24 protein-coding genes and 4 pseudogenes are annotated in these 26,060 nt (G+C 68.6%); 17 read left to right on the forward strand and 11 right to left on the reverse strand.

Annotated features, from left to right (window positions below):
• Positions 1–345 precede the first annotated feature (345 nt).
• Positions 346–759: a hypothetical protein gene (locus IE182_RS09850; protein WP_190109312.1), complete on the reverse strand. Its 414-nt coding sequence runs from the start codon at positions 757–759 to the stop codon at positions 346–348.
• A gap of 992 nt (positions 760–1,751) precedes the next feature.
• Between IE182_RS09850 and IE182_RS09855 the strand changes: the two genes are divergently transcribed.
• The 4 genes from IE182_RS09855 (at position 1,752) to IE182_RS09870 (ending at position 5,712) form a co-directional block, all read left to right on the forward strand.
• Positions 1,752–3,395, forward strand: a complete 1,644-nt coding sequence (locus tag IE182_RS09855) for a PLP-dependent aminotransferase family protein (protein ID WP_190109313.1) — start codon at positions 1,752–1,754, stop codon at positions 3,393–3,395.
• Positions 3,396–3,562: 167 nt separating this feature from the next.
• On the forward strand, positions 3,563–4,762 hold the full coding sequence (locus tag IE182_RS09860; RefSeq protein ID WP_190109314.1) for a cytochrome P450: 1,200 nt from the start codon (positions 3,563–3,565) through the stop codon (positions 4,760–4,762).
• A gap of 318 nt (positions 4,763–5,080) precedes the next feature.
• Positions 5,081–5,518 (forward strand): DUF5131 family protein, encoded by a 438-nt coding sequence (locus IE182_RS31975; protein WP_308432100.1) that lies wholly within the window; start codon positions 5,081–5,083, stop codon positions 5,516–5,518.
• A complete protein-coding gene (locus IE182_RS09870; RefSeq protein ID WP_190109315.1) occupies positions 5,446–5,712 on the forward strand; it encodes a hypothetical protein in 267 nt (88 codons plus the stop codon). The genes IE182_RS31975 and IE182_RS09870 overlap by 73 nt, the downstream gene beginning before the upstream one ends.
• A 274-nt stretch (positions 5,713–5,986) precedes the next feature.
• On the opposite strand, the gene IE182_RS09875 is transcribed toward IE182_RS09870, so the two are convergent.
• The 3 genes from IE182_RS09875 to IE182_RS09885 all read right to left on the reverse strand — a co-directional run bounded on the left by IE182_RS09875 (position 5,987) and on the right by IE182_RS09885 (position 9,275).
• Positions 5,987–6,793 (reverse strand): MBL fold metallo-hydrolase, encoded by an 807-nt coding sequence (locus tag IE182_RS09875; RefSeq protein WP_190109316.1) that lies wholly within the window; start codon positions 6,791–6,793, stop codon positions 5,987–5,989.
• Positions 6,794–6,922: 129 nt separating this feature from the next.
• Entirely contained in the window at positions 6,923–7,867 is a 945-nt protein-coding gene (locus tag IE182_RS09880) for a LysR family transcriptional regulator (protein WP_190109317.1), read from the reverse strand.
• 649 nt (positions 7,868–8,516) lie between these two features.
• Entirely contained in the window at positions 8,517–9,275 is a 759-nt protein-coding gene (locus IE182_RS09885) for a fibronectin type III domain-containing protein (protein ID WP_373303537.1), read from the reverse strand.
• Positions 9,276–9,624: 349 nt separating this feature from the next.
• Here IE182_RS09885 and IE182_RS32735 point away from each other — a divergent pair.
• Positions 9,625–9,852: pseudogene (locus tag IE182_RS32735) on the forward strand (Tn3 family transposase); the annotation flags it as partial.
• A gap of 709 nt (positions 9,853–10,561) precedes the next feature.
• On the opposite strand, the pseudogene IE182_RS31980 reads toward IE182_RS32735, so the two are convergent.
• A pseudogene (locus tag IE182_RS31980) lies at positions 10,562–10,989 on the reverse strand (hypothetical protein); the annotation flags it as partial.
• A 557-nt stretch (positions 10,990–11,546) separates the two neighbouring features.
• Here IE182_RS31980 and IE182_RS32900 point away from each other — a divergent pair.
• From IE182_RS32900 to IE182_RS32430, 4 genes and pseudogenes are all read left to right on the forward strand, one after another.
• Positions 11,547–11,732 (forward strand): annotated as a pseudogene (locus IE182_RS32900) (transposase); the annotation flags it as partial.
• A 170-nt stretch (positions 11,733–11,902) separates the two neighbouring features.
• Positions 11,903–12,091 (forward strand): hypothetical protein, encoded by a 189-nt coding sequence (locus tag IE182_RS09900; protein ID WP_190109320.1) that lies wholly within the window; start codon positions 11,903–11,905, stop codon positions 12,089–12,091.
• A gap of 186 nt (positions 12,092–12,277) precedes the next feature.
• The gene (locus tag IE182_RS09905) at positions 12,278–12,811 is read left to right on the forward strand and encodes a DUF6233 domain-containing protein (protein ID WP_190109321.1); all 534 of its coding nucleotides are present in this window, start codon (positions 12,278–12,280) and stop codon (positions 12,809–12,811) included.
• Positions 12,808–12,930: a hypothetical protein gene (locus tag IE182_RS32430; protein ID WP_268249612.1), complete on the forward strand. Its 123-nt coding sequence runs from the start codon at positions 12,808–12,810 to the stop codon at positions 12,928–12,930. Before IE182_RS09905 ends, IE182_RS32430 begins: the two co-directional genes overlap by 4 nt.
• A 105-nt stretch (positions 12,931–13,035) precedes the next feature.
• On the opposite strand, the gene IE182_RS09910 is transcribed toward IE182_RS32430, so the two are convergent.
• Positions 13,036–15,363, reverse strand: coding sequence for an NACHT domain-containing protein (locus IE182_RS09910; protein ID WP_229844721.1), 2,328 nt, complete (start codon positions 15,361–15,363; stop codon positions 13,036–13,038).
• Positions 15,364–15,813: 450 nt separating this feature from the next.
• Here IE182_RS09910 and IE182_RS09915 point away from each other — a divergent pair.
• A pseudogene (locus IE182_RS09915) lies at positions 15,814–15,918 on the forward strand (IS5/IS1182 family transposase); the annotation flags it as partial.
• Between the two features lie 17 nt (positions 15,919–15,935).
• On the opposite strand, the gene IE182_RS09920 reads toward IE182_RS09915, so the two are convergent.
• Positions 15,936–16,853 (reverse strand): LysR family transcriptional regulator, encoded by a 918-nt coding sequence (locus IE182_RS09920; RefSeq protein WP_190109323.1) that lies wholly within the window; start codon positions 16,851–16,853, stop codon positions 15,936–15,938.
• A gap of 71 nt (positions 16,854–16,924) precedes the next feature.
• On the opposite strand from IE182_RS09920, the gene IE182_RS09925 reads away from it, so the two are divergent.
• Positions 16,925–17,587, forward strand: coding sequence for a maleylpyruvate isomerase family mycothiol-dependent enzyme (locus IE182_RS09925; RefSeq protein WP_190109324.1), 663 nt, complete (start codon positions 16,925–16,927; stop codon positions 17,585–17,587).
• Positions 17,584–18,123: an anthrone oxygenase family protein gene (locus IE182_RS09930; RefSeq protein WP_229844695.1), complete on the forward strand. Its 540-nt coding sequence runs from the start codon at positions 17,584–17,586 to the stop codon at positions 18,121–18,123. The genes IE182_RS09925 and IE182_RS09930 overlap by 4 nt, the downstream gene beginning before the upstream one ends.
• A gap of 332 nt (positions 18,124–18,455) precedes the next feature.
• On the opposite strand, the gene IE182_RS09935 is transcribed toward IE182_RS09930, so the two are convergent.
• The gene (locus tag IE182_RS09935; protein ID WP_190109325.1) at positions 18,456–19,721 is read right to left on the reverse strand and encodes a helix-turn-helix domain-containing protein; all 1,266 of its coding nucleotides are present in this window, start codon (positions 19,719–19,721) and stop codon (positions 18,456–18,458) included.
• A gap of 128 nt (positions 19,722–19,849) precedes the next feature.
• Between IE182_RS09935 and IE182_RS09940 the strand changes: the two genes are divergently transcribed.
• From IE182_RS09940 to IE182_RS09950, 3 genes are all read left to right on the forward strand, one after another.
• Complete coding sequence (locus IE182_RS09940) at positions 19,850–20,113, forward strand: hypothetical protein (protein WP_190109326.1); 264 nt, start codon at positions 19,850–19,852, stop codon at positions 20,111–20,113.
• Between the two features lie 147 nt (positions 20,114–20,260).
• Positions 20,261–20,662 (forward strand): DUF4357 domain-containing protein, encoded by a 402-nt coding sequence (locus IE182_RS09945; RefSeq protein WP_190109327.1) that lies wholly within the window; start codon positions 20,261–20,263, stop codon positions 20,660–20,662.
• Between the two features lie 94 nt (positions 20,663–20,756).
• Complete coding sequence (locus IE182_RS09950; RefSeq protein WP_229844696.1) at positions 20,757–22,586, forward strand: zeta toxin family protein; 1,830 nt, start codon at positions 20,757–20,759, stop codon at positions 22,584–22,586.
• Here the strand turns inward: IE182_RS09950 and IE182_RS09955 are convergent.
• A complete protein-coding gene (locus IE182_RS09955) occupies positions 22,544–22,834 on the reverse strand; it encodes a hypothetical protein (RefSeq protein WP_190109329.1) in 291 nt (96 codons plus the stop codon). The genes IE182_RS09950 and IE182_RS09955 overlap by 43 nt on opposite strands.
• A gap of 330 nt (positions 22,835–23,164) precedes the next feature.
• Between IE182_RS09955 and IE182_RS09960 the strand changes: the two genes are divergently transcribed.
• Complete coding sequence (locus IE182_RS09960) at positions 23,165–23,692, forward strand: hypothetical protein (protein ID WP_190109330.1); 528 nt, start codon at positions 23,165–23,167, stop codon at positions 23,690–23,692.
• A gap of 84 nt (positions 23,693–23,776) precedes the next feature.
• On the opposite strand, the gene IE182_RS09965 is transcribed toward IE182_RS09960, so the two are convergent.
• The gene (locus IE182_RS09965) at positions 23,777–24,406 is read right to left on the reverse strand and encodes a class I SAM-dependent methyltransferase (protein ID WP_190109331.1); all 630 of its coding nucleotides are present in this window, start codon (positions 24,404–24,406) and stop codon (positions 23,777–23,779) included.
• Between IE182_RS09965 and IE182_RS09970 the strand changes: the two genes are divergently transcribed.
• A protein-coding gene (locus tag IE182_RS09970) for an IS5 family transposase (protein WP_373303531.1) occupies positions 24,395–25,332 on the forward strand; the annotation gives its coding sequence in 2 pieces (ribosomal slippage) (positions 24,395–24,800 and positions 24,800–25,332; 939 coding nt in all). The genes IE182_RS09965 and IE182_RS09970 overlap by 12 nt on opposite strands.
• Positions 25,333–25,635: 303 nt before the next feature.
• Here the strand turns inward: IE182_RS09970 and IE182_RS09975 are convergent.
• Positions 25,636–26,043 carry a hypothetical protein gene (locus tag IE182_RS09975; protein WP_190109332.1) on the reverse strand — a complete coding sequence of 136 codons (408 nt, stop codon included), beginning with the start codon at positions 26,041–26,043 and terminating at the stop codon, positions 25,636–25,638.
• Between the last annotated feature and the right edge of the window lie 17 nt (positions 26,044–26,060).

Here is a 26,060-nt window from a genome sequence, read left to right on the forward strand (position 1 = left end):
TGTTCGAAAGTCAAGGACAACCGTATGGCTGGTGATACCCGATTTTCCCTAGTACCGCGTTGAGGTCGGAACTCAGCCGTCCACGAGGCGGCGGCGTCCAGCAGGCCGCCGGCGATCGCCTTGGTGACGAAGCGGACGACGGCGTCGGCGAGGTTCCCGATGGTGTTGCCGATGCTCGTCCGCGGGCTCTTCGTTCGCTGATGAGGGGCTTGAGCACCGGCTTCACCTGGGCCCGAAGGGCTCTCCGTAGCGTAGGTGCGGCGGCTCGGCGCCTTGACATCGGAGTGCGGCTCGGCGTGCGCCCCTCATCAGGGAGGGCAGGTCATCTTGCGGACGGGCACCTCACTACGGGGACCTCACTATGGAAAGGGTCACCTTGGCGTCGCCGCCGTTGTGCCAGCCGGTTTCGTACTTCTCGCTCCACTGCGTGTCCGGGCCGCCGGGGTTGTAGTGCGAATACGTGGCTTCCCATGCGCCGATGACGACCCTCGCCCTGGGCGATGAGTTGTACGCGTGGTCCGCGACGTACAGCGAGACGCTGGACTGCCGCTTGCCCTTGTACGTGCGGTGGCATTCGTTGTACTTGACCTCGCCTCCGGGCATCGTGATCAACCGCCACCCTTCGCACGTGGCCGGCTCGGCGGCTGCGGACGTGCTCGCGGAATCCGCCGCGTGGGCGGCGCCGCCGAACGCCGTGCCCGCCAGGGCCAGGGCGGCCGTGCCGAGGCCGACCCGCTGAACCATGTTGCCGTTGAGCATGTGTTGCCTCCTCCTGTCGTGACCTGAGGCCCGACCGGCGGGCGATCGCTTGCCCCGCCGCCGGATCCGGCACCCACAGACTCGTACGCCCGGCGGCAGGCGGCCAGGGGGCCGACCCGAGGCGGGACGACGGGGGACGAAGCACGCTGTGACCTGCTGGGACGCTGCTTCCCACGAGAGGATGGGGGACACCCTGGGACGCGGCGGCACTTCGAGCGGCCCATTCCATGGAAGCCGGGCGCAAGCCGGAACGCACATTCACCGTCCGAAGCCTTCCGCCCCGATCACACCAGCACAGCAGGTCAGGTCTCGGACCCGGTCCGCGCTGCTGAACGTCACCTCCGCGATCTTCACCACGCTCATGCCCGGGGCTGACAACTGGTCGCACTGGCTGCCGGAGTGCTATTCGCCGAAGGTCCGAGGACCGGAGGTGGTGGCGCCGGCGCTGTAACGGCTGGTGACAGGACGCTGGATTCGCGCAGGTTCGGCGAGCGTGTCCGGGCCGGGCCCCCGGGCGAGGACGGCAGGGGCGCGGGCCGGGTGGTAGGCCGTGGCCGACGACGCCCGGGACTGGTCCCGGTCGGAAAAGAACGCGACTACAGCACACTTCTGCGACGCAGATCCACCTCTCCGAGAGTTGCCGAAACGTCACTCCCGAAGGCACTCCTGGATAACCGGCACCAAACGCTTGTCACTTAGAATAATCAGATGGAGATAAATAGAGAAGGGTGGGCAATCGGCGCGGCACGTCACGCATATCCTGCGTACCGCGAGTCCCCGGACAGGGCACCCGCACTCCGCGGCAACCGCCGCTTCGGCAGTCCAACGACAGGCGACCGACCCATTCGGCAACCGCTCGTTGACCGTCGTACAGGCGGCCGACTCGCGCAACCACCCACCCCCTAGATCCGAGCGATTTTCGAGACCCTTGGCGCCTGACGGCAATCCCCACTTGCAGCAGTCTCGCAATTTCGTTCAGAATCGGACATCGAATGATTACCGAACACTCCGAGACGCATCTCACGGCACGGCCGGCCAACGAGGACTACCGGCTGGGTACCGAGGCATACACCGATGAGCAGCGGACTGCGGTCCTTGCCAAGTTGGAGGGGTACCTGGGAGGGCACCGGAATCGTCTTCTGGGTTACCAGGTGAACCTGTCGCTCGACGGCCACGCCGCGCTGGGTCGCTTCCTGGGCTACCACATCAACAACATCGGGGACCCGTTCGTCGACAGCAACTACAGCCTGCACTCGCGGTGGCTGGAGCGGGCGGTCCTGGAGCACTACGCCCGCCTGTGGCACGCCCCGCTGCCCGAGGACCCGGCCAGTCCTGGGGATGAGGACGGGTGGGGATACGTGCTGTCCATGGGCAGCACCGAGGGCAACCTGTACGCCATGTGGAACGCCCGCGACTATCTGGACGGCAACGCCCTGGTCCGTGACGAGGTCTCCGGCGATGCCAGCTGCCGCACCACCTACCTGCGGGCCGAACACCCCGCCGACAATCCCAACGCCTACATGCCGGTGGCGTTCTTCTCGCAGGAGACCCACTACTCGCACATCAAGGCGATGCGGGTGCTGGACATCCCGACCTTCTACGACCTGGGCGGCAGCCTCTACCCGGGCGAGTGCCCCATCGACGTGGCCGGCACCGGCATGCAGACGTACAACGGGTGGCCGCTCGGCGGAGTCCCGACCACCGGCGGCGACGAGGGTCCGGGCACGGTCGATGTCGACGCCTTGGTGGCCCTCGTGGACTTCTTCGCCGCCAAGGGCCACCCCGTCCTGGTCAACTTCAACATCGGCAGCGTCTTCAAGGGCGCCTACGACGACGTTCAAGGCGCCTGCGAGCGCCTGCGACCCGTCTTCGAGCGGCACGGCCTCGTCGACCGCACCGTGCGCTTCGACCCCGACGACCCCACCCGCGTCAGCATCCGCAACGGGTACTGGATCCACGTCGACGGAGCGCTCGGCGGCGCCTACGCCCCCTACCTGGAGAAGGCCCGCGACAGCGGACTCATCAAGAGCGCGCCGCCGGTCTTCGACTTCCGGATTCCCGAGGTGTCCTCGATCGTCACCAGCGGACACAAGTACCCCGGCGCGCCCGTCCCCACCGGGATCTACATGTCCCGCGCGGGATCCAAGCTGCGCCCGCCGTCCGACCCGGCGGTCGTCTCCTCCCCCGACAGCACCTTCGCCGGCTCCCGCAGCGGCTTCGCCTCCCTGGCCATGTGGAACCACCTCGCCCAGTTCAGCGAGGAGCAGCAGGTGCGGCAGGCCGCCGAGGTCCTGCGGATCGCCGAGTACACGGCCGAACGCCTGCGCCGGCTGAGCGAGCAGCTGCAGGAGCGCGGTGAGCCCTGGGCCGAGGACGGTATCGAGGTCGGTCACGGCGATCACGCGCTCAGCGTCTGGTTCCAGCAGCCGCGGGCTGAGATCGCGCAGAAGTACTCGCTGGCCTGCGTGCCACTCAATCTCGGTGGACGCCGCCACGACTACAGCCACGTCTACGTCATGCCGCACGTCACCCAGGAGCTGATCGACGAACTCCTCGAGGACCTCGCCCAGCCCGGAGCGTTCGACCGTTCCGCGGAGAAGGACGCGCAGCGGCCCCCGATTCCCCACCAGCGCTGACCCGCAGGCGGGCAGCCGGACCGCAATCGCCCGCCCGCCTCCTGGCGATGTTGCCCCGTACATCTCCGCGTGCGGGGCAACTGGCCAAGGACGCAACCCGGGGCCCGTCACCGCCACTGGCTGCCGGCAACCTCCAAAGACTGCTGCGAAGCCATTCGGAAGGACGCATGACCTCGTTCCTGGACACGATCACACCGGAGGAGCTCCACGCGGATCCCTATCCGATCTATCAGCGGCTTCGACGGGACCACCCTGTGGCCGATATCCCTGCGCTCGGCTGCTGGCTTGTCACGCGCTGGCAGGACGTGCGTCAGGTGATGAGCCACGGTCAGACGTTCACCACCAGCTTTCCGTCCGCGATGTCGGAGATTTACGGATCGGAGAACATCCTGTCGAGGAGCGGCGACATCCACCAAGGGATGCGCGCCAGCGCCGAGGAACTCTTCGAGCCCGAATACGCCGGTCGCGCCCGAGCGTACGCACGAAAGCTGGTCATCGAGCGGGTCTCCGGCATGCACGGGCAAGCGGACCTCATGGGTGAGGTCCTGCAACCCGTCGTGGCAGAGGTGTTCCGGTGGATGCTGAGCCTCGAGGTCGACAGCACGACCCTGCTGCGCCTGGCACAGGACCTGTGGCTGGGCGCCCTCGATTCCGGGGACCCCGCCAAGCTCGCGGTGTCGGCCGCCGCTGTGGACGAGCTCGACGCCACGCTTGCCCCCTGGATCGAGGGCCTCGGCCCGGACCCGTCCTCGGCGATCGCACGGTGGCGACACATCAACCCCGGAAGCGTTTGTCCGCGAGGCGTCGCGGAGGTCCTCCCGACGATCCGCGTGATCCTCCCGTCCCTTCCCGAACCCGGGTGGGCGGCGGGCAGCCTCCTGGTCGCCCTGTTCAACGACCCGGACCAGCGCCGGCTTGTCCGGGACCACCCGGAGCTCCTCGGCGATGCCGTCCACGAAGTCCTGCGCTGGATGCCACCGTTCGGGCTCGTCGAGCGCATGACCACGCGACCGGTGGAACTGGGCGGCACACGCCTGCCCGCCGGTGCACACGTCCTGGCCGCGATCGGCTCCGCGAACCGTGATGAGACGGTGTTCGAGCAGCCCGACATCTTCGACCTGCGCCGCCCACGGCAGCCGCTGGTCACCTTCGGATACGGAGAACACGCCTGCCTCGTACGCGCGTTCATTCCCGCCATCGTAGAAGGCATGATCACCGGCATCCTCGATGTCCACCCCGGCGTCCGCGCCGACCCTACGGAGCAGCCCCGCCTGGCCGGCTGGGCCGCCCGCTACACCGCACGCCTTCGCGTGGACGGCCTCGGCGACTCCGCGGACCGGGCAACAGCGCTGGGCCCGCCTGGTTGAGGCAGGGCCCGCGGACCGGGCCCCTCCGACTCCGGGGGGGGGGACGGAGAATCCGTTCCGTCAGTGTCTGACGACGAAGACAGCGGTGGACGGGCCCGGCACACTGCCGCGCGAGCGACTGATCGCTGTGGTGGGAGCCGCCTGCAGGCTCCCCGGAGGTATCGGAGACGTCGATTGCCGCGAACCGGCTCTCTCGCTTTCTCGACCTGCGCGGCATGAGCCGCCACAGGCGACGCACTGACACGCCCCTCGCCCATCCGGAAGTGATGACCATGGCCACCCCTGCCCCACCCACCCCCGCCCCAGCGGTCGACGCGCCTGCGCCGGGTTGCTGACCGGCTGGAGTGGCCCCGGAACCTGTGGATGGGGGTTTCGGTCGAGAACGCCGAAGAGCTCGGCCGGGTCGCTGTTCTCCGGACAGTCCCGGCGGCAGTCCGGTTTCTGTCTCTGGAACCGCTGCTCGGTCCGCTGACCGGGCTGGAGCTGGACGGGATGGGGTGGGTCATCGTCGGCGGCGAGTCCGGTCCCGGGCACCGCCCGATGGAGCAGGACTGGGTCATCCAGATCCGCGACGCCTGCCGGGCCGCCGGTGTGCCGTTCTTCTTCAAGCAGCCCCACCGGCCGGGCTTCGGGCGACCCGGGCGCAGCGCCCGGCGGACGGGGCTTCGGACGACCCGAGCATTATGCCCCTGCGGCTCGGGGACCGGTGGTGCACCTGCCACCAGCACCACGCGGAACAGTGGCTGCTCACGATGACCGGCACCGACGGCCTGGCGGGAGAACTCCAGCTCCGCTTCCCCCACCGCTACGGCCAGCACTACTGGATCGGGCACGCCCTGGCGAAGCACCCAGGCCAAGACGCGGATCCCCGTGCCGGTACGGCCGTGGATGCTCCCCGCTGCCGCCGGCTGCGGGCCGGGCCCGGCCAAGGCCGCCAGGGCGCCGCCTGACACGGCCTAGGGCTGGGCGCCTTGCCGGCCGGTCCCGAGCCGGCGCCGTGCTCGCCGGCTGCGGTGCCGGCTGTTCTCCCCGCTGGGACTGTTCGAGATGCTTCAGGAGAGCCGCGGTCGCGGTCGGGACGTCGGCGAGGATCCGGACGGCGCAGGGGCCCAGGGCGGAAAGCACCTCGACGAGGTAGTCACGGCCCGGATGTTCTCGGGCCGCGGGCGCGGATCATGTCGATGCGTACGAGGGGCATCGTGGGGTCCTTCGGATCAGCGGTGGTCAGGGCTTCAGAGAGAGCCAGGTGCCGTGGTCGGCGATGCACAGGACGGAGGTGAGGCCGGCGTCGCCGAAGGCGTGCTCGAGGGCATCGCGGCCTTCGGTGAAGTGGGCCCAGCCGGTGTAGTGCGCGGGGATGTTGACGGGGGCTCCAAGAATGGCGGCGGCCGCGGCGGCGCGGGCGCTGTCGAGGCTGACCGGGCGCTGACGGAACTTGCCGGGGACGCGGGCGGCGCCGGCGTGCAGGACGGTCGCGTCGATGGGGCCGGTGCGGCGGGCGATCTCGGTGACGGTGCGCAGGGAGGCGTTGTCGCCGCTGACGTAGACGGTGGGCAGTCCGTCTCCGGCGAGGACGAAGCCGACGACCTGGCAGTTGACCTCGCCGTCCGCGTCGCGCTCACCGTCCTCGGGGCCGTGGACGGCCGGCACGGCGGTGATGGTCAGTTCGCCGCCGTCCGGGCGGGTGAGCGTGTGGGTGTCCCAGGCGCCCAGGCCCTTCGCGGGGCCGCCGAGCCGGCCGGCGGCGCCGGTGGTGGTGAGCAGCAGCGGGGCGGCCAGCGCGAAGGCGCGGCCGCGGTCGTCGAAGTTGTCGGCGTGATTGTCGTGGCTGACCAGGACCAGGTCGACGTCGGCGAACCGGTCCTCGGTGACGGCCGGGCCCTCGGTCTTGGTCAGGTAGCCGTGCGGGCCCGGGGCGTCGAAGGTCGGGTCGGAGACGATGCGGAGCCCGCCGAGGTCGAGGACGGTGGTGGGGCCGCCGACGACCAAAACCTGGCCGTCGTGACGGGGAAGGGGGGAGGACGAGGCCATGCTGCTGCAGCTCCTTGGGCAGGTTGGGGAGGGAGGACGGTGGGTGCCCGGATGGTCCCGGCAGGCCCGTCCGCTGCAGCCGACCCTAGGGAGATGGCGGATCATGCGGAAATGCCGCTCCGGTTGCGCCTATGCCTCACCTGCATAGGTGCAGGTCGCGGCCGCTTCGATGGCCGCGTCGAGGAAGCGGCGCAGCAGCGCGGAGCCGGTTCCGGCCTCCGGGCGGTAGGCGAGGCGGACCGGGCTGGGCGGTGCGCCGGTCAGCGGCAGGAAGCGCAGCGCGGGGTGGTGGATGCGGCGTTCGGCGACGTCGGGGACGATACCGAGGCCGCGTCCCGCGGCCACCGATTCAAGCCACTCGTCGAAGTTCGCGGTCTGAACGTACCGGCGAGGGCCGTCCCCGTGCGGCCAGCACCAGGGGCCGATGGTGCCGCTGGCGGTGTTGACGACCAGGGTCCATTCACGGGCGTCCTGCCAGCGCACAGCGTCGCCGACGGCCTCAGGGTGATGACCGCGTGAGGCGGCTCGCCCGCCACCCTCGGCTTCCTCGCGGGCGCGGACGGCGACGCGGCGCTCGTCGTACAGGTGCACCGTGCGCACGGCGTCCCCGACCGGCCTGTCGCCGCGCACCAGTGCCACGTCCACACCCTGACGGTCGAGGTCGTCGAGCGGATCGTCGCAGCGCACCAACTCGACCTGGGCACCGGTCTCGCGCTCGAAGCGGGCGATGGCACGCTGGGCCCAGGGGTCGGGCAGCAGCCAGCTGAAACCGAGCCTCAGCGTCGACTCGTGACGGGCGGCGGCCAGAGCCGCGTCAAAGGCGGCCAGGGTCCGCTCCGCGTGGACGAGGAACCCGGCGCCGGTACCGGTGGGGGCGACGCCGCGCGACGAGCGTTCCAGCAGCCGTACCCCGAGCCCCGCCTCCAGCTGGGCGACGGTGCGGCTCAGGGCCGGCTGCGTGATCAGCAATTCCTCGGCGGCCCGGGTGAACGAGCGGCACCGGGCCACTGCGGCGAACGCCCGCAGGTGCCTCAGCTCGATGCCGGACGCGCTCGCGGCGCCGGGCGCGGTCACCGTCGTCTCGCACTATGCCTGGTGGACATGGATGCAGCGTAACCGGCGTGTCCACCCTCCACGCCAGCGGCCTGGCGTCGCCGCGGAAGCCCTTTTCCCGGAGAAGAACTGCGAAAGTGCGTGATCATGAAACAGGTGCTTGCGATGGCCGCCCACACCTGCACCGCAGCCCGGGCCGCCTGCCCGTGGCCGACCGTGCTGCGGGGTGCTGCGGCCCTGGCTGCCGCGATGGGGGTGGACGGTTCACGTACACGCACCGTCATAGTCCGCCCCGCGATGAATCCCCACCGGAGGCCGCTTCCGTTCTACTTGTGCCATCTCATGAATTGGTTCCTCGCTGTCAGGCTTGGCGGGCGGCGCCGTCCAGACCGTTCTCGACACCTGGCGCGGCCAGGCAGTCCGACCGGCTCCCGAGCCTGACCGGGCCCCGGCCGCCTCTCTCGGAGGAGGCGACCGGGGCCCGCGGCCGTGTGGGGCCGGCGCCATGCCCGGGGCCTACACAAGGCGAAGGCGCCGGGCTGCCCGCCTCGTGCCCCAGCACGAGAGACCGCCCCCGCCTACGAGGCGCCCGTATACCTTCGCAGCGCGCGCGGGCGCGTTGCCAATGGCGAGGACGGGAGGGGTACGCCCTGCCGTTCAGTGCCGACCGTCACGCGCATGGCCTGCGGTCGCCGAGGAACAGTGCGACGAGGGAGAAGGGGGGCGACCAGGGTGACGCTCCGAAGCTGTTGACCGCCCGGACCTGGAAGCAATGCTTGATCTGCCGGTCGAGGCCGGGCCAGGTGAACTTTGTGCTGTTCCCTGTCACGCGCGTGATCTTATTGAGAGTGACATTCCGGACTTCATAAGCAGTTTCGTTGTTGGCGTTGTCCTTCCACGTCAACGAGACGCTTTTCTGCTTGCAGGGCGCCCTCAGGAATGCGCAGACGAGCATGACAGGGGGTGTCGTGGCTTTGATATTCGAAGGAGCGTTCGGCGGCCCGTTGTGAGTGACGGTGTATTTCGTCCGAACAAGGTCGGGCGACGCGAATTCGCCATTCACCACCCACGTTTCCCATGTATGGCTTTCTCCCAGAGGTATCCGAAGGTTGGGAGGGTAGGGTTGTTCGCCGTCGAGGTCCTTGGTATCGCAGGAATCTCCCTCGTACAGCTTTAGGTTCGGCGATGCCCAAACTGCGTCGAAGCGGTCCAGCTGTACCAGGACATCCAGCACGCCCCTGACCTCGTCAACGCACCGTTCGGTCCTCAGGATTACGGGCTTGTCACCGTGCCTAAGAGTGACTGATTTATCAATGTCGAAAGTCCTTTGTGGGCTGACGCCCCAATCATCATGATCGCGTATCAGCATGAACCCTTTGACGGTGACAGTGTGCGCAACGGCTGCCGAGGCGTCCTCTGTCATGCCCATGAACACCACGGGGGTCAGTAGAGCCGCAGCCGCCAAGGCACGTTTGAGTTTCACCATTACCCCCGCAGATCTCATAGCCGCTGTTCGGTAGGCACCGCATCGCTGGCGATGGCATTCCGCGCAGTCCCCGTACCACCAGAGTCCTACTCCAGCAATCCAGCTGCATCTCGGAGGAAAGCCCGGCTGCAAGCAGAATCCACCTGCACTTGAATGGGCAGGGGCTGGGCAACTGGCTCGATCCCGGCGGTCGGCTGGTCGAGGAAGGTGCCTGAGCACGTACTTGGCCGACCGGGCAACCGCAGCGACCGAGCCCGGGCACGCGCACGCCAAGCAGGACATGTCCCGCGCGTGGGGCAACGGCACCACCGCGGCGGCCGTCGGCATCCACATGGACACCTACCTCGACAACCTCCTCGCCGAGGCGTCGGTCCGGTACGGGGCCGTGGGCGGCATCGCGTACCACTACGTCTCGGACCTGTACATCGCGTTGTTCACGCACTTCGTGCCGTGCGGGGTGTGGGAGGCGGTCTACATCATCGAGGGCCTGCTGAAGAACGCCAGCGACGCCCGCCCCGACCTGCGTTCTTCGGAAGGTGCGGCTCCAGCCGAGCCCACTCTCGATCAGACAGATCGCACCGCCCCATGCCGGACCGAACGGCCCATCATCGAGCCCGTCACCTGACCCGCCGGACACGTCCTTGTAGAGGCATCCTCCACCGTCTCGGCGACACGGCTGGCCAGGTCCTCCCACGGACGCGGAGCGACGACCGGCACGCCGGCCGCCCGCGCCTGCGCGGCGAGCCACCGGCCGTACACGCACGCTGACGCGTGCGCGATGGCGCTGTGGTCCGGCCTCCGGCTCCCGGCGCAGGTAGTTCGCCGTCACCTGTCCCTCGTCGTCCTCGTGGAGGAAGACGGCACGGACCGGACCTTTGGGCGTCGCCGGTCCGGGCAGGACGTAGTCGCCTTCCAGGATCACCGGGGTGTCGGTGCCCACATGGTTGGCCACCACCGCCTCGATCGCCGGCGCCAGCGCCTCGGCGATCGCGATCTGCCGCTCGACCACCGACTCGGGCGTCTGACGGGCGGCCTCCGGGTGAGTGCGCCAGAAGTGGACCTCCGGCAGGTGCTCGGGCAGTGTCACCGCAAGGAGAGCCTCCACGATGTCGTCGACCTCCACGACGGGGACGTCGTACCGTCGTGCCAATGCCCGCCCGACACCGGTCTTCCCCATCCCCGACGCACCCCCGACGACAAGCACCCGCCAGTCGGGAAGACCCCTCACCTCATCCGTACCGTCCACGCGGGCAGAGTACTGTAGCCGCTTCTTTCACCTGGGCCACATGGGGCTGTGATCGCTGTGGTCTGTTCCGGTCACGTTCGATCAATGTCTCGGGTCGCTTGACGGTTTTGCCCGCGTCGCAGCGGGTGGCGGGGTGCCGGTTCTTGGAGCCGCGAGTCGTCCGGGGCCGGGAGTTGAGGGTTCGGGTGCACGGACCGGACTGCTCAGGTGGGGGCGGATGTTCCTGAACCCGCGCCGGACGCGGGTGGGGGTGAGTGCGGTGCCGGGGCGTGTGGTCTTCTCCCAGGGCTTGCGCTGGTCGGTGGCGAGAGGGACGGCGAGCCGGAGCTGGGTGTGCGCGACGATGACGAGCCACGTCCAGCGGTCTGCCGCCTGCGGGTCGCGTAACCGCGGCCGGGCCCAGCCCAGGGACCATGCCGAAGCCGGACGGCTCGGGGCACCGGACGCCATCCACGTCGCGGACAGGTGGCATATCTGGAAGAACCTGGCCGAAGCAGTCGAGAAGACAGTCGTCCAGCACCGGACACTCCTGCGTGAACCGCAGGAGGAAACCCCGACCCGTCCCTCGATGTCGGCAGGGTCCACGGAGCTCGCGCCGCCGGCATCCCCAGACGGGCCCCGGCAGACCGGCCGGCTGTCGGACCGGGTCCGCCGGCAGCACACCGCTGTCCACGACCTACTCGACCAGGGCAAGGGCCTGCGCGGTCGCCCGGGAGCTGGGTCCGGCCCGCAGCACCGTCCGCCGTCTCGTCCGAGCCACCGCCCCCGACGAGCTGCTGGTCGGCCAGTGGACCGGCCGCACGAGCATCCTTGACCCGCACAAGCCCTACCTTCACCAGCGGTGGAACGAAGGCGGCACGAACGCCGCCCGGCTCTTCGCCGAGCTCCGCGACCACGGCTGCACCGGTGGGGGCACCATCGTCCGCCAATGCGTCCGCCGCCTCCGCGAAGCCTTCCAGGATGATGACCTGCCCGCCCTTCACACCTTCACCGCCGGCCTCGGCGAGGACCTCCACGCCATGGTCGCCATGGTCGCCGGACTGAGCATGCGCTACAGTTCCGGCCCGGTCGAGGGCCACAACAACAAGATCAAGATGCTGAAACGGCAGATGTTCGGCCGCGCGAACTTCGACCTGCTTCGCAAGCGGGTCCTCCTCGCGCGCGAGGCCGTTCGTGATCGCGCATCCGGCAGAGCCACGGCTGCCCAGTCCGCCCTGGGCGAGTCGCGGCGACGCACGAACGGGTGACGTGCAGCATGTCGCCTTGGCTTTGTGGGAAGCCCTGCGACGACATGCAGTGCACTTCCAAAAAAAGGGGGGCGTTCATGCACCGTATCGCCGCAGCAGCCATCGGGGGCCTCGCGTTCCTCGGCTTCCTAGCCACGCCGGCCAATGCCGTGCCGGATCCGGTGGCGACCGTCACCTGTGCCGTTCAGGACGTCACGGGGCTCGTGGACCCGGCCGGCCCTGGACTCCCCGCCGAAATCCCGGCCGTTGGCTGCCTGGCGCCCTAAGCGGTGCAGGGACTTGAGCAGCCGGCTTGGCTGAGCCAGGGCGAGTGGGTGTTCGGTGTCCTTCTGCATGGTCCCGTCCGACGGGCGTAGCCGTCTCCGCGGAGGCTGATGACTTCCGCATGGTGGACTCAATAGCCGATCGTGGCGGCGACACTGCCGCCGCCACAGAACCGAGGCCGCATAGCCATGGACACCCTGGCTGCCACCGCACGCGGGCAGGAGGGGCCGGCGCCGCAGGTCTGGGTGGAACTCCCCGACGGGCAGACGGTGACCGCTGAATTCCTGGCCCGGATCCAACAGCCGTCCGGGGAGTGGTGGTGCGAGCTCCGCCTGACCGTGTGGGCGGAGCTGCACCTGCAGGGCGGGAAGGTGGCACCCGAACCCTGCGAGGTGCTCTTCAAGGCCCCCGCCCGGCTCGTCACACCGATCGACGGCACCGACTACTCGGCGGTGCCCACCCGCCGGCCCGGGCCGCCCATCCACGACCGCCTGGCCGCGGAATTCACCGGCCGCTGGAGCCTGCAGCCCATGCCCACCCCACCTGGCCAGAAGCCCCGGCGCATCCTGCATTACGAGAACTGTTGGCTCGGCGACCAAGAACCCACCCTCACCCTCGACCAGGCCCGCCGCGCCCTGGTCGAAGGCGCGGAGCCCTGCGAAGGCTGCGGGGCGGAGCGACTCAACGAGCTGCGCTTCCCGCCCGGCCAGACCACCACGTGAACACCATCGTCCGTACGCTGAGCGCACGCAACACTGCCCTGATGGAGGCCGTCGCCGACCTACCGCCGATCGTCATCAGCGACCTCTTCGGCGCCAGTGTTCGCACCGCCCAGAGGTGAGCCAACTTCGCACAAGACAGCTGGGCGGACTACCTCGCTGTATGCCAGGTGACAGACAGAAAAGAATAGCGGAGCTGGGACAGGTGCCAACCGCGCTCGCCAGCGCTATGACCTGCCCATGCGCATTGTGGAATCGCTAGGTTCATTACGCGGCCCCGGCACGCGATCCTGCCCTGCCAGTCGTTGCTGCAGGCTGGCGTGACGAAATTGGTAGACGGGGCCGACTTGTCGGAGGATACCCAGCCGATGAGCATCCGCGAGGAACGCCTGGAGCCGCAAGGGCGTTTGACCTCGAATGGTCATCAACACTCGCGCTGCACTGTAATGCGGCCAGGCGAAGGCAATCAAGGCAAGGGCGAACCCACTTGCCCCCACGACTAGCAAATCGGAAAGCTCGGCCAGCAGAAAGTCAGCCGGGACACTGTCAAGGCCGACGCGTTCGACGACAAAGGCCAAGGGAAGACTGATGTTGTCAGGCAGCATGATGAGTACGGCTCCGGCTGCCGCACTAACCATGGCGATGAGCCAGTCCGCACGCAGTGAGTCCACTGGGTTCGTGACATCGTGGCGGGATGTCGCCGACCTTACCAAGCGGACGAAAGCCAGGACCATTCCGAAGAAAACACCGGCCAGCCATCCAGCCTCCCAGATCACCACGGGAGAGACGCCTGTATGGTCCGGAGTCTTTACGATGCCCGCGAGGACATAAAAATTGAACACGACACTGCAGAGCGCGCCGGATCCGATGATGATCCCACCTGCCCGCAAGAGCTGCCGCTTCCAATTCTGCAGGGTAAATGAGCCACGACTCGGCATATGAGGCGGTACGGGAGGGCCTGCAGCATAGAGAACCACGAAAAACCCGAGCCCGTATACGGCCATGTGCTCCAAGTTCCTCTGGGTGGTTGCCGCCGCGTCGGAACAGGTCAACGCCCTCAAGACCAACACCCTTACCAGAGCATTCGTCAGAGCCCCGCAGGCGGCCATCAAGGCGGCAGCGCCCAGGGCGCCTAAACCCGTGGTGGCCCGAAAGGTATCTCTCACTGCCAGGCATTGCATGCAGAACAGCGCCATGGCAATCCCGCCAGCGGTAAGCAAGATATTCTTTAGCGGCCACACGAACCCCGGATCGAGCGCACGGTAACCTCCGTAACCCAGCAGGATCAAGGCAGCCAAAAAGAGACTCCACACCATGGCGCGAATGCTGTTTCTCGCCAAGGCAGGCACCCAACGGTAAAGCTGCCACCAGGCAAAGTCATGCGTCTCCTGATGGTTCAGGCCGTGAGCCAGATGCCTGAGATAGCGCATTCCGTCCTCGGCACGCCAACGCCGGTCTGCGGGCTCGCGAAGGTGGGCACGGCTGTAGAGGCTGGGCACAAGAGCATCCAGCAGGTGGTGCTCGATAATGGCCCTGGTGGGGAAACGCGTCGCGTCCGTCAGCTCAGCCGGATCGTGATCAGCGTCCGCATAGACGGTCCGCGCCAAGGCCACCAGCAATGGACTCTGCAGCGCCTGTGCGGCAGGACCATCGGGATGATTATTCACATGTTCGGCCAAAGCATCCCATTGACCCTGGGGCCGGCCAGGCTGGGCGGCCAACCGCAGCAGGTCAAGGGCATCAGAAACATTAAGGGGGGCCGGTTCGATAACCGCTGCCCCGGTCAGCACGCCCGCCTCAGCAACGGCACTGATGTACGGCTGTGTACGACACGTCAGGACCAGTGGCGCCTGAGCGGGAAGGGTGTTGTTGAGGGCTGCCAGAACTAGCGAATGGCTCGGCTGCGGCAACTCGTCCAGACCATCCAGCACGGGCAAGACCCGATGGTCCGCAAGTAGATCGCCGACCGCAGTGGCTCCGTAGATCCCCACATTGGCCAACGCCGGGTAATTACTGGAGATTTGACGTGCCAGCCAGCGCAGGGCGCTCTCACGGGAAGGGTCAAAGGAGGCGAGCGAAAACAGCACCGGCACCGGGCAGCGGCTTGTCCGCTCCCGCAGCAACGCCAGCGTTAGCAGTACGGCAAAAGTCGTCTTCCCCGACCCAGCCGACCCCAGTACCGCCAGACGTTGATGAGGCAGGCGCCGAAGTGCAGCCGCCAGCTCTTGTGGCGCGTCCGCTCTGCACGAGATGGGATCACCGATCAAATGGCGGTGATCAGACACATCGGGCACTGCAGAGTCCCACCAGAGGATGGGCAACGGTGCCGGATCGAACAACTGCCTCAGCTCCGCCTCGCTCTCCCACTGCCTGCGCACCTGGTTCGCCAACGCCTCTGCAGCATCGTCTACCTGCCTGTTCGTGGACCGCTTGCCACGAGGGCGACCGTCCCAGGCCCAGGGCGCCAGCAAACCGAACAGACCGACGACTGCCGCAACCAGAGCGCTGACCGCCTCCGCGACCTCGCGCCCCTCCGACAGAACCCACACCAGCACCAACGCAAGAGCCAACGCCCCACAAAGCAACCAAGCCAGCGTCCAACGCCACCGCATTCCTGCCCCGCTACATCTCGTTCTGCCGACTACGCAGCGTGAGTACAACGAAGCATTCAGAGGGTGGGTCACGCCTGGCCATGTGCGTCATCCCCCCGGGCAAGGTCAGCTGGAGGCCCAGTAGACGTCAACCCGCGCCCGAGCTGGCGAAGGCCGAGTCGAAGCAGACGCCGTACAGCTGATCACGGTAGCGGCGGCCTCCCGGAATCGGGGGCCGCCGTTTCGTCGGACAGGAGGAATCCAGTGCGATGGTTCGGAGGATGCGCCCCCGGTGGTCGGCCTCACTGGAAGGCCGGCGCCGTCCCCGCGCTCTTAACTCACGGCCCTCTGGAAGACCGCGGGCCCCCGAGCCGGACACTTCTCCCGCCTGGTACGTCTCGCCCGCCAGGGACGCGCCTCAAGCAATGGCGCGGCCTGGCCATGCGATCCGACAAACTGGCCGTCGCCTACCAGGCCGCCCTCCACGTCGCCGCCATCCTCATATGGGCACGACGGTGACCAAGGACGGAGGCAGTCTAGGAATTGGGGGGCTTGGGGATGACTTCGCGTAGGCGGTCGAGGAGAACGCGGGCCGCGGGGCTCGAAGGGCCGCCGGCCGGCCAGGCGAGCGCGATGCGGGCACGCATCTCGGGCCGGACGATCCGCAGGGTGCGAAGGTGTCCGTCGAGGGGGGACTCGTTCTCACCGGCAGGTAGCACGGCGATGCCGAGGCCCCGAGCGGCAAGCTGCGAGAGCACGTGTGGGGCTGCCGCCTCGAAGGCGACCCGGGGCCGGAATCCTGCCTGTGCACAGCCGCGTTCGAGCGCCGTGCGCACCCCGGTGCCGCGCGGCAGGCAAATCAGCGGCCGATCCCGCAGATCGGCGAGCGGGACGCTCGTACCGTCGACGCGGTCGAGAACGGGATCGCTTGGCGCGACAGCGGCGACCAGCGGGACATCGATCACTGTCTGGAAGGCCGCTCCGGGCGGGGGCGCCTCTTCTGCCGTTCCGAGGATGGCGATGTCGAGCTCGCCGGCCAGGAGCGCGGCCTGCATCCGTTCCGTGGTGTCCTCGGTGAGGGCCACCTCCACCGAGGGGTGGGCGTCGTGGAAGTCCGCGAGTAAAGCGGCGATGTCGAAGGCGTGGCCAGTGGCGCCGGAGACCAGTCCGAGCGTGACCCGGCCGCGCAGCAGCCCCGTGTACGCGTCGACTGTCTGCCGCACCGACTCCGCCGCGGCCAGTGCGGCCCGGGCGTACGGCAGGACCGCCCGGCCCACCTCGGTCGGTGTCACCGACCGGGCGGAGCGGTCGAGCAGGGGCTGCCCCAGCTCCTTCTCCAGCTGGCGGATCTGGGCGCTGAGGCCGGGCTGGGCCAGATGCAGCCGGGCGGCGGCTCTGGTGAAACCGCCTTCCTCGACGACACAGACGAAGTAGCGCAGCTGGCGGAGTTCCATAAGCAGCGATTCTAGATCGCAGCAGAACTATCTACTGGCGCTATCGAACTGCCGGCCTCAGGCTTGATCACATGGGGAACCCAACAGCCCACAAGGCGACGAGTGCCGAGGTCAGGACGGCGATCGCGGCGGAACGCCGAGAACTGGCCGACCTGTTCGACACATTGCAAACCGACCAGTGGAACGAGCAGAGTCTCTGCGCGGGATGGCGCGTTCGCGAAGTGGCGGCGCACATGTCGATGGGGTTCCGCCTCTCCTTGCCCACGATGCTCGGTGAACTGGTCAAGGCACGCGGGAACCTTCACCGCATGACCGATCAGGTCGCGCGCAGGGATTCGGCCGCCCACTCCACCACCGCGCTCGCCGCCTTCCTGCGGGACAACGCCCACCATCCCTGGACACCACCGGTCGGCGGGATCACGGCGGCGCTCGGCCACGACGTCGTGCACGGGCTGGACATCACCGTCGCCCTCGGCCTCCACCGGCGCGTCCCCGAGAACCGGCTGCGCATCCTCCTCCATGACATCCGGCCCAGCAGCCTGAAGTTCTTCGGCGCCGACCTCGACGGAGTGCAGCTGTGCGCCGAGGACCTCGACTGGTCATACGGCTCCGGCTCACCAATGTTCGGCGCCGCCCAGGACCTCCTGCTGCTGGCCTACGGCCGCAGACTCCCGGACGGCCGGCTACGAGGAGAACCGAGCAACCGTTTCACGCAATCCGCCGAGGAAGTATGAACCAGATGCGCACCCGCCTCCTCCTGGGCCTGTCCCTGCTCTCCACTGGTCTGCTTGCCGGAGCCTTCGGCTACGGCGCCGCCAACCTGGTCCCCACCTTCAACTCCGTGCCGATCGACATGAGACTCGACTTCCACACCGAGCTGATGAAGACGAACGGGATCACCATGCAGGGGGCGATGGCGGTCTCGGCCCTCAGCGCCCTCACCCTGGCCGCCCTGACACGCGGACGAGCCCGGGTCCTCGCAGCCAACGCAGGGCTCCTGACCGTCGCGTCCTTCCTGATCACCCGGTTCGGGAATGTCCCGATCAACGGCCGCATCAAGCAGTGGGCCGCCACCGCGCCACCGGCCGACCATGCGGAGATCCTGAGCCGCTGGGAACTGTTCAACGATGCCCGTACCTGCACTGCCGCAGCTGCGTTCACCATCCTGATCTCTGTTGCCCTGCGCCAGACAGGCGTGCGACCGAGCACCACTGAACCCACCGCCGTCATCTCGACAGGCCGATGCGTCGACCCTGGCGAACCCGTATGAGGGCGCGATCCGTGCCACACCACATTGGTCACCGATCACCGGGTACAGCTGATCCACTGGCAACCCGTCAAGGAGACACGGCCTAGCCGTGGCGGTAGCCAAACGGCATGTGCACGGTACGGCCCATAACCGGGCGCGGGCGTCCAAGCCCGGGGGCCAGGTGGCGCCCCAGCCGCTGTTGCCGCCGGGCTCGCCGGCGGCCCAGAGGCTGGTACGGAGGTGCGCGACGGCGGAGGCGGCCTGGTTCTTGCTGGTGTGGACGAGGCGGATCGCGCTCAGGGCGGTGTGGCAGTCCAGTGCCGGCCCCTTCGCGGCCCTGGACACCCGACCGGTCACCGTAGGAAGAAGCGCTTCATCCTGCGGGGCAGTCGCAGTCCGGCCTCCATGAGCTGTCGTCGCTCAGCGCGCGGCCGTAGGTCCGCACCGATCACCAGTTCATCCAGAAGGTGCTTTTCGCCCCGTTCGGCAAAGGATCGAACCAAGCGGGCAAGCTCGTCAATTGGGGTGTTAGTGGATGCTTCGTCGAGAACCACCTGGGCGAACGGAACGTCTTCGTACCGGTCCTCACCCGACGGGCTCTTCGAAAGGTAGAAGATCCGTTCCTTGGGGACCATCCCAGGGAGTACGGAGAGCTGCCGCAGCCGTAAGGCGTCGCAGTGCTCGGCTAAAGCGATCAGGAGGCGTCGGGCGTCCCGGCTCCTTCCCGCTTGCATGAGGGCAATGTAGAAGTCCTTGACGGTGGCAGGAGATGCCTTCTCGGCAATCCGCCGGATCAAGCCGTCAGCCTGGCCATCCCGGCTCGTGTCGCGCAGCTCGGCGAGCGCCTCGACGGCTCCCTCACAAGTCTGCTCTACTCCGGGGCCGAGCCACGGGAAGCCGTTTTCGTACTCCCGCGCATAGGGCCCGGCGTCGCCTTCCCAGCGCTGCAGCTCGCCGGCGGTAGCCCGGGCCATCTCCTCCGCATGCCGGACGTCGTCTTGCTGGAGGCGCAAGATCGCCCCGGTCTGGGCGACGAGGTCTTCCAGCTCGGCGACCCGGCGCAGCGCACTGTCCCGCTCCGCCTCCAGCTGCCGTATCTGTTCCTGCCGGTCTTGACGGTCCAGCGCACTCGCCTGCCGCAGCTGCTTGATCTCCTCTTCGGCGCGGTGCCGGTGTTCACGTTCGCATTTGAGCTCTTCTTGCAGGGCAGCGAGGGAGCGAGCGGTGTTGGCCTGCTGGTGGTGCAGTTTCTCCTGCAGTTCTGCGACTTCGTACGCCCGGGCGGACAGCGGTCCTTTCGAGCGGGCGGCGACGTACAGCAGGGCGCGGCTCTCCTGTGCGGCTTCCTCGACGGAATGCTCGGTGTCCTGATCGGCCAGGAGGCGGTGAAGCCGGGTGAGTAGCTGCGGCTCCGGAAGGCTCTGGCCCGACAGGTAGCGCGAAAGCCGGGTGGCGTCCACAGAGAGTTTCGCGGCTAGGTCGGTAGAGGTCATCCCCGTCCGCTGGCGCAAGTCGCGCAGATGCTCAGCGAAGGCCCGTTCCTCTCTCCTGAGCCCGCCGCTGAGCGGCGCTAACGCACGGGGTCGCGGCCCGATGGCTTGTTCCTGGTACTCCGTCACTGCTCTCTCCTGATTGCCCCGCGCAAGTTGCTGGGGGTGCCGCAAGATGGTCTTGCTCTCTGCCTCAAGGGTGGTGCAACGCGGTGAGGTTGACCCTAGCCGGACCGTCCGGCTGGAAGGAGACCGCGATGTCCACTACCTCCTCGCCACAGCCGTCCCGGCCGATAGACGAGCTGCAGGCCGGTGCCGTCCGCCTCACCGTTGAGCGACCCCGATTCGGGCCGGCCATCGGTGCCATGCCAAGGGGGCGGGGAGCGGCCGGCGCCGCCAGGGGACCACGGGTACGCCGCCGGGCAAAGACGCTGGTCTGGCGCGCCGCGCTCGGCGCCGCCTACGCGGCCGGCACGGCCCTGGCAACGGCCGCCGGGCACTGGCTCGTCACCTGGTTCTGACGGAGCCTGCACCAGGGGGAGCAGCCGGGAGTCCAAAGTTCTGCTGAACTGCTGAGAATCAGAGTTGAATTAAGTTGCTTGTTCTGCTTAAGATCAAAGCGGAAGTAAGCGAAAGGGCCCCTTGAGCCACCACCGGCAGGAGACCGCATGGCCACGCTCAGCATCCACTTCGACCCCGCCGTCATCGCCCGCCTCACGAGCGCAAGCGGCGACGACACCATCCACGTCACCTTGTCCCTCGGCGGTGAGTCCCCCGTCGCGCCGTCCGCGCCCGTCATCCCGCACGGACCGCTCGCCGCTCTAATGCAGGCGGGGCTGCTGGCGCCGGACACCGTCCTCACCTTCCACCAGCGCCGCGCCAACCGGTCGGGCCGCGCCGTCGTGACCGCCGACGGCCAGCTCATCGTCGACGGCCACCCCTCGCCCTTCCCCTCCCCGTCGAAGGCAGCGGAAGCCGTCACGGGCAACATCATCAACGGCTGGACCCTATGGCACACGCCCGACGGCTCCACCCTGGACCAGCTGCGCCAGAAGCTGGATGCCCAGTAGGCAGCCCGGCCGTTGCGTCCGCTGCATCATCGCGCGCGGACGGAACGGCCCACCGAATCGGACAAATTATCTCGAACACAGCCGGGAGACATTGGTGGAGAAGTACGGCGAGTTACTCGCCGAGGTGATCGTGCCAGGGCTGACGGCGGGCGCGGTGACGCAGGAGCACCCGGTGGTGGTGTTCGTCGCCGGGCAGGCCGGCAGCGGCAAGACGCTCGTGATGGACCTGGTGCACGCCGCCCTTGAACAGCGGGGCGGCGCGGTGAGGGTGGACCGGGACACGTACAAGGCCGTCCACCCGCACTACCCCAGCTTCCTGGTGGATGACGTACGGACGGCCGGGGTGCGGGTGGGGCCGGAGACCTACCACTGGCAGGCCGAAGTCGAAGCCCGCGCCCGCACGGGCCGCTACGACGTGGTGGCCGAGGAGGCCATGGCCGACCCGGCCGCGTGGCTCGCCACAGTGGCCACCTACCGCAGGGCCGGCTACCGGGTCGAGGTGGTCGCCCTGGCGGTGCCGGAGGCCGTGTCGCAGCTCGGTGTGCTGGACCGGTACCTGCGCCTCGCCGAAGAAGGCCGGGCCCGGTACGTGGGGTGGAACAACCGCGACGCCTGCGTATCCGCGCTGCCCGACGCCCTTGCCGACATCGAGGCCGGGCGCCTGGCCGACCAGGTCGTCGTCGTCCGGCGCGCCGGCGAAGTCCTGTACTCCAACGAGCTCACGCCCGGCGGCCGGTGGCGCCGCCCGGCGGGCGCGCGCCAGGCGCTGCTGGCCGAGCGGGCACGCCGGTGGAGCGCGGCGGAGACCGGCGCCTTCCGCCGCCAGCTCGCCGACGCCGACCGGCGTGCGCACGATGCGCGGCTGCCCGACGACTGGTCGCTGGCCGTGCGGCGCGACGCCGAGCGCGCCGCCGCGCTGGCCGAGCCGCTGCGGCGCACCGCGCAGGCCCGGCGCCAGGCGCCCGGCACGGACTACCACCGGCTCTCCGCCGAGGAGCACCGCTTCATCTTCGACGAACTGATCGCCCCGTCCCTGCTGGCGGGCATCACGCCGCAGAAGCGACCGGTCGCGGTGTACGTGCTGGGCCAGCCGGGCTCCGGCAAGACCAGCATGACGCCGATGCTGCGCCGCGCGCTGCGCGGCCGGCCGACCCGGATCAGCGGCGACGACTTCAAGGTCCAGCACCCGGACTACCTGACGTTGCTCGAGGAAGAGCCCCGTACGGCCAGCGTCCGGATCCGGGCCGACTACCGGGCCTGGCAGGCGATGGCCGAGGCGTATGTACGCGAGCGGCGCGGTGACGTCGTCATCGAGATCGCCCCCGGCAGCACGGCCTCGTTCGTCGAGGAGGCGATGCTCTACCGGCGGGCGGGCTACCGGGTGGAGCTGGTGGTGCTGGCCGTGCGGGCGGCGGACTCCCGGCAGGGCACCGCGGCCCGCTACGCCGAGGTGAGCCGGCGCGGCGGGCCTGCCCGGTTCACCACCGCCGATGGGCATGACCGCCACTTCGCGGCGCTCGCCGGTGCGGTGGAGGCTGCCGAGCAGATGCCGGTGGCCGACTCGGTGATGGTGTGGAGGCGCGACGGAACTGTCGTCTACCGCAACGAACGCACCCAGAGCGGTTCCTGGGCGCGGCCTGCGGGAGCGGTACAGGCTCTGCTCGCCGAGCAGACCCGCCCCTACACGACCCAGGAGGCGGCACGGTTCTGGGCGGTTCATCGCCGCCTGCGCGCCGCGCTGCCGCACTACCGCCATGACGTGGAGGACATCGCCCGCCTGGCACGGCCGCTGATGCCCGAGCCACTGCAGCCGCGACGGCTTCCCGGCCCCGCCGCCGTAGCCGCTCTCCCACTGCCCCGGGACAAAGCCGACCCGTACAGCTACGCCCCCGGCGACCCCAACTCCTCCAGACGGGCAGCGTAACGGGCGTTGAGCTGGGCCATCTCCTCGCCGCCGGCCTCCTCCAGGCGCGCCTGGTCCTGCATGCACTCCCGGTGCTCGGCGATCAGCTGCTCCATCCTGGCCGTGTCGGGGGCAGGCGAGCGGCGCTCGGCCAGGATTTCCCGGCTGTACCAGGCGATCACCCGCCCCACCGTCTCAAAGGCGACTCCATAGCTGACCGTGCTGGTCGGCTCGGAGGAGTTCGGGGTGGGGGATGCCGGATCGTGCACGGGAGCCAACCTTCGGGGACGAAAAGGATCATTGTCGGCCGTGGGCGATTTCCCGTCCACTACCGGCGACTATCGGGCCGCACCCCCACCAGAGTGCCGCCACGGCACGCCGCGCGTCATAGGTTGGGAGCGAGACGATCCCCATTGGGGGGACCATGGCCGACCTGCGTGCGCTGTTCAGCTCCAACAACCCGGCGTTCGACGCCGTGGAGGCGTTCACCGACCGGCAGCACCAGTGGGCCCTGGTGGCCGCCGCGCTGGAGGAGCACCTGCGGCGCACCACCGGCCCCGCCTTCGACGTGGAAGACCTCGAAGCAACCCCGCACGAATGTGATCGTCTTTCATGGCGTGGGCGGCGTCGGCAAGACCACCCTGCTCCGCAAGGTCGAAGCCGCGCTGAGTGCCGCCGAGCACCGCCCCGACCAGTGGGGCGCAGCACCCGCCTGGGCGCAGCGGCTGCTGCCCATCCGGATCGACCTGGCCCGCTCCGCCTCGACCGGCTCGGATTTCGAGCGGGTCGTCCTGACGATCCGTCTCGCGCTCGCCGGGGCCCTGGGCCGGCCGCTGCCCTCCTTCGACGTGGCGCTGCGCCACTACTGGGAGCAGGTCCACCCCGGTGAGCAGCTGGACGAGTACATCCGGCGAACTGGGCTGGCCGGCCGCTTCGCCGAGACGCTGCCGCAGCAGCTGCGGGCCGGGGTCGGCGAGGTCGCCGCCGCCCTGGAGCTGCCCGGCCTGGTCGGGTCCGCGGCCGGGCAGCTCACCTCTGCGCTGGTGTCGGCTCTGCGTGAGCGACAGCAGCGTGCCCAAGCCCTGGCGGGTGCCATGCGGACCGCGGCCCTGCTAGGACCTGTCTGACAATTCTTGTCGAATCAGCGAGCGCCCGTTGAGTAGGCGGTCCGGAGGTACGCCGACCACCTCGCACCTTTTGCCGGGCAGAACCTATGGGCGGCGGGCCAGCAGGTGTGCGTCGAGAAAGCCCCGTTCGGAGGCCGGGTCGTGGAGCAGCCGAGCGAAAGGAACGAGCCCGGCATCGGCCAGCAGTTTGGCGAGGTGGTCCGCCGGCCAGCTGTAGGCAGGTGCGACCTTGTGGTCGAACTTGACCGGCTCCGGTCCGTCGGTCCCGAAGAAGGAGACCAGGAGCACGCCACCCGGCGCCAGGACGCGGACCTGCTCGGCGAGCAGCTCTGGCAGTTCGCCCGGTGGGGTGTGGATCATTGAGTAGTGGGCCAGTACGCCGCCGAGCACGGCGTCCTCGATCGGCAAGGACTCCATCCGCGCCTCCTGGAAGCGCAGCGCCGGGTTGGCCCGTCGAGCGTGGTCGACCATGCCGTGGGACAGGTCAAGTCCGAAGGCGTCCAAGCCCAATTCGTGCAGCATGGCCGTCAGATGTCCGGGCCCGCATCCAACGTCCGCTGCCCGCAGGTTGCCCGTCGCGCGCACCAGTTCGGCGAAAGTGCTGATCATGGCCCGGGCGAACGGCTGCGTCTCCAGCCGGTCTGCGAACAGCGATGCGTACAGCTCAACGACTCCGTCGTAGGCCGCCCTGGTCTCGTCCTGATGATTCGCCACAGGGAGGACCTTATAGCCGGTCCGATAATCAATCTTGTGGCAGGTCGAGGCGAGGTGACAGACGCGGCGTGGGAGCGGATAGAGCCCCTGCTGCCGCAGGCGGACGGACGTGGCCGTCCATGGCGTGATCACCGGCAGGTGGTCAATGGTGTGTTGTGGCGGCTGCGGACTGGGGCTCCTTGGCGCGACCTGCCCCAGCGGTACGGGCCGTGGCAGACCGTTTACGAGCGGTTCGCCCGCTGGGAGGCGGACGGCACCTGGGCAAGACTGTTGGAGCATGTCCAGGTCCGCGACGACGCGATGGGCCGGGTGGAATGGACAGTCGCCGTCGACTCCACGATCAACCGGGCCCATCAGCACGCCGCCGACGCACGCAAAAGGGGGCAGCAGGCCGGGACAATCTGGAAGATCCGGGCCGCTCACAGGCACGCCAGGCCCTTGGTCGCTCCCGAGGCGGGCTGACCACCAAGGTCCACCTCGCCGTCGACGGCCGGGGCCTGCCATTGTCGATCGTGCTCACGCCCGGCAATGTCAACGACGCCACCGCGTTCACCCAGGTCCTTGACGAGATCTGCATCCCACGCATCGTCACGGGCCGCCCGCGCACGACGCCGACGCGGGTGCTGGGCGACAAGGCCTATTCCAGCCGGGCGATCCGCCACCTGCTGCGGCGTCGGGGCATCACTGCCACGATTCCCGAACGCCGCGACCAGATCGCCAACCGCCGTCGACGCGGCAACCTCGGCGGCCGCCCACCCGTCTTCGATAAAGACGTCTACCGCGACCGCAACGTGGTCGAGCGATGCTTCTCCCGTCTCAAGCAGTTCCGTGCGATCGCCACCAGGTTCGACAAGCTCGCCACTCGCTACCGCGCCGGAGTCGTCCTGGTCTCGCTGATCCTCTGGCTTCGTGAATCGACCAGGTGATCATTTGTCAGACACGCCCTAGTCCACCACCGGGGTCGGTCGGCACCATGTACGTCGAGGACGCCGGCCCAATGATCACCGAGACCGGCGTGCAATTCCACCGCTTCCATGCGCAGACTCTCGCGGAAGTCCCCGCTCAGCGACCAGACCACCACCCTGTGGATGCCTCATGGTTCGGAAGTACCGCGGCCCTCACCACCCGTCAGCTCTCGACGACATTACGGCCACAAAGTCAGTGACTCCGATAGAGCCGAATATGGATGGCCCCCAGTGCTGAGCACTCGGGGCCATCCGCGTGTGGGTTCACTTCGCAGAGGGCTTCAGGTCCCGGCCGGTAGAGGCGTCGATCAGCCTGCGTCCGTTCAATGGCGACTGAAGGGTGACGCTGACCTGGTTGATGCCGACAGTTTCGTCGTCGCAGGGGGTACGAAGCGCCTCACCGAGCTTCAGTGTCAGGGTGACTGTGGTGGAGGACTCCTGGGCTTGCAGTTGCGGTCGTGCCCCGTCGCAATGAGGTCTCCACGACGTCGCCACGGACAGCGTGCGGCCTTCACCGCTGAGCTGCACGTCGCTGATCAGGCTGGTGTGGCGCTGGTGGTGGCGGCGGTCGTTCCACTGCCACCACGCGGTCGCAGCAATGGCAACAACAACCGCCACGGCACCGATGATCCACAGGGCGCGTACGACGGTCCTGCGTTGCCTGGAGTCCATGGTCATCTCTTCGGCTG

Origin of the sequence: Streptomyces cinnamoneus, from assembly GCF_014650495.1 — a bacterium.
Taxonomy (GTDB): domain Bacteria; phylum Actinomycetota; class Actinomycetes; order Streptomycetales; family Streptomycetaceae; genus Streptomyces; species Streptomyces cinnamoneus.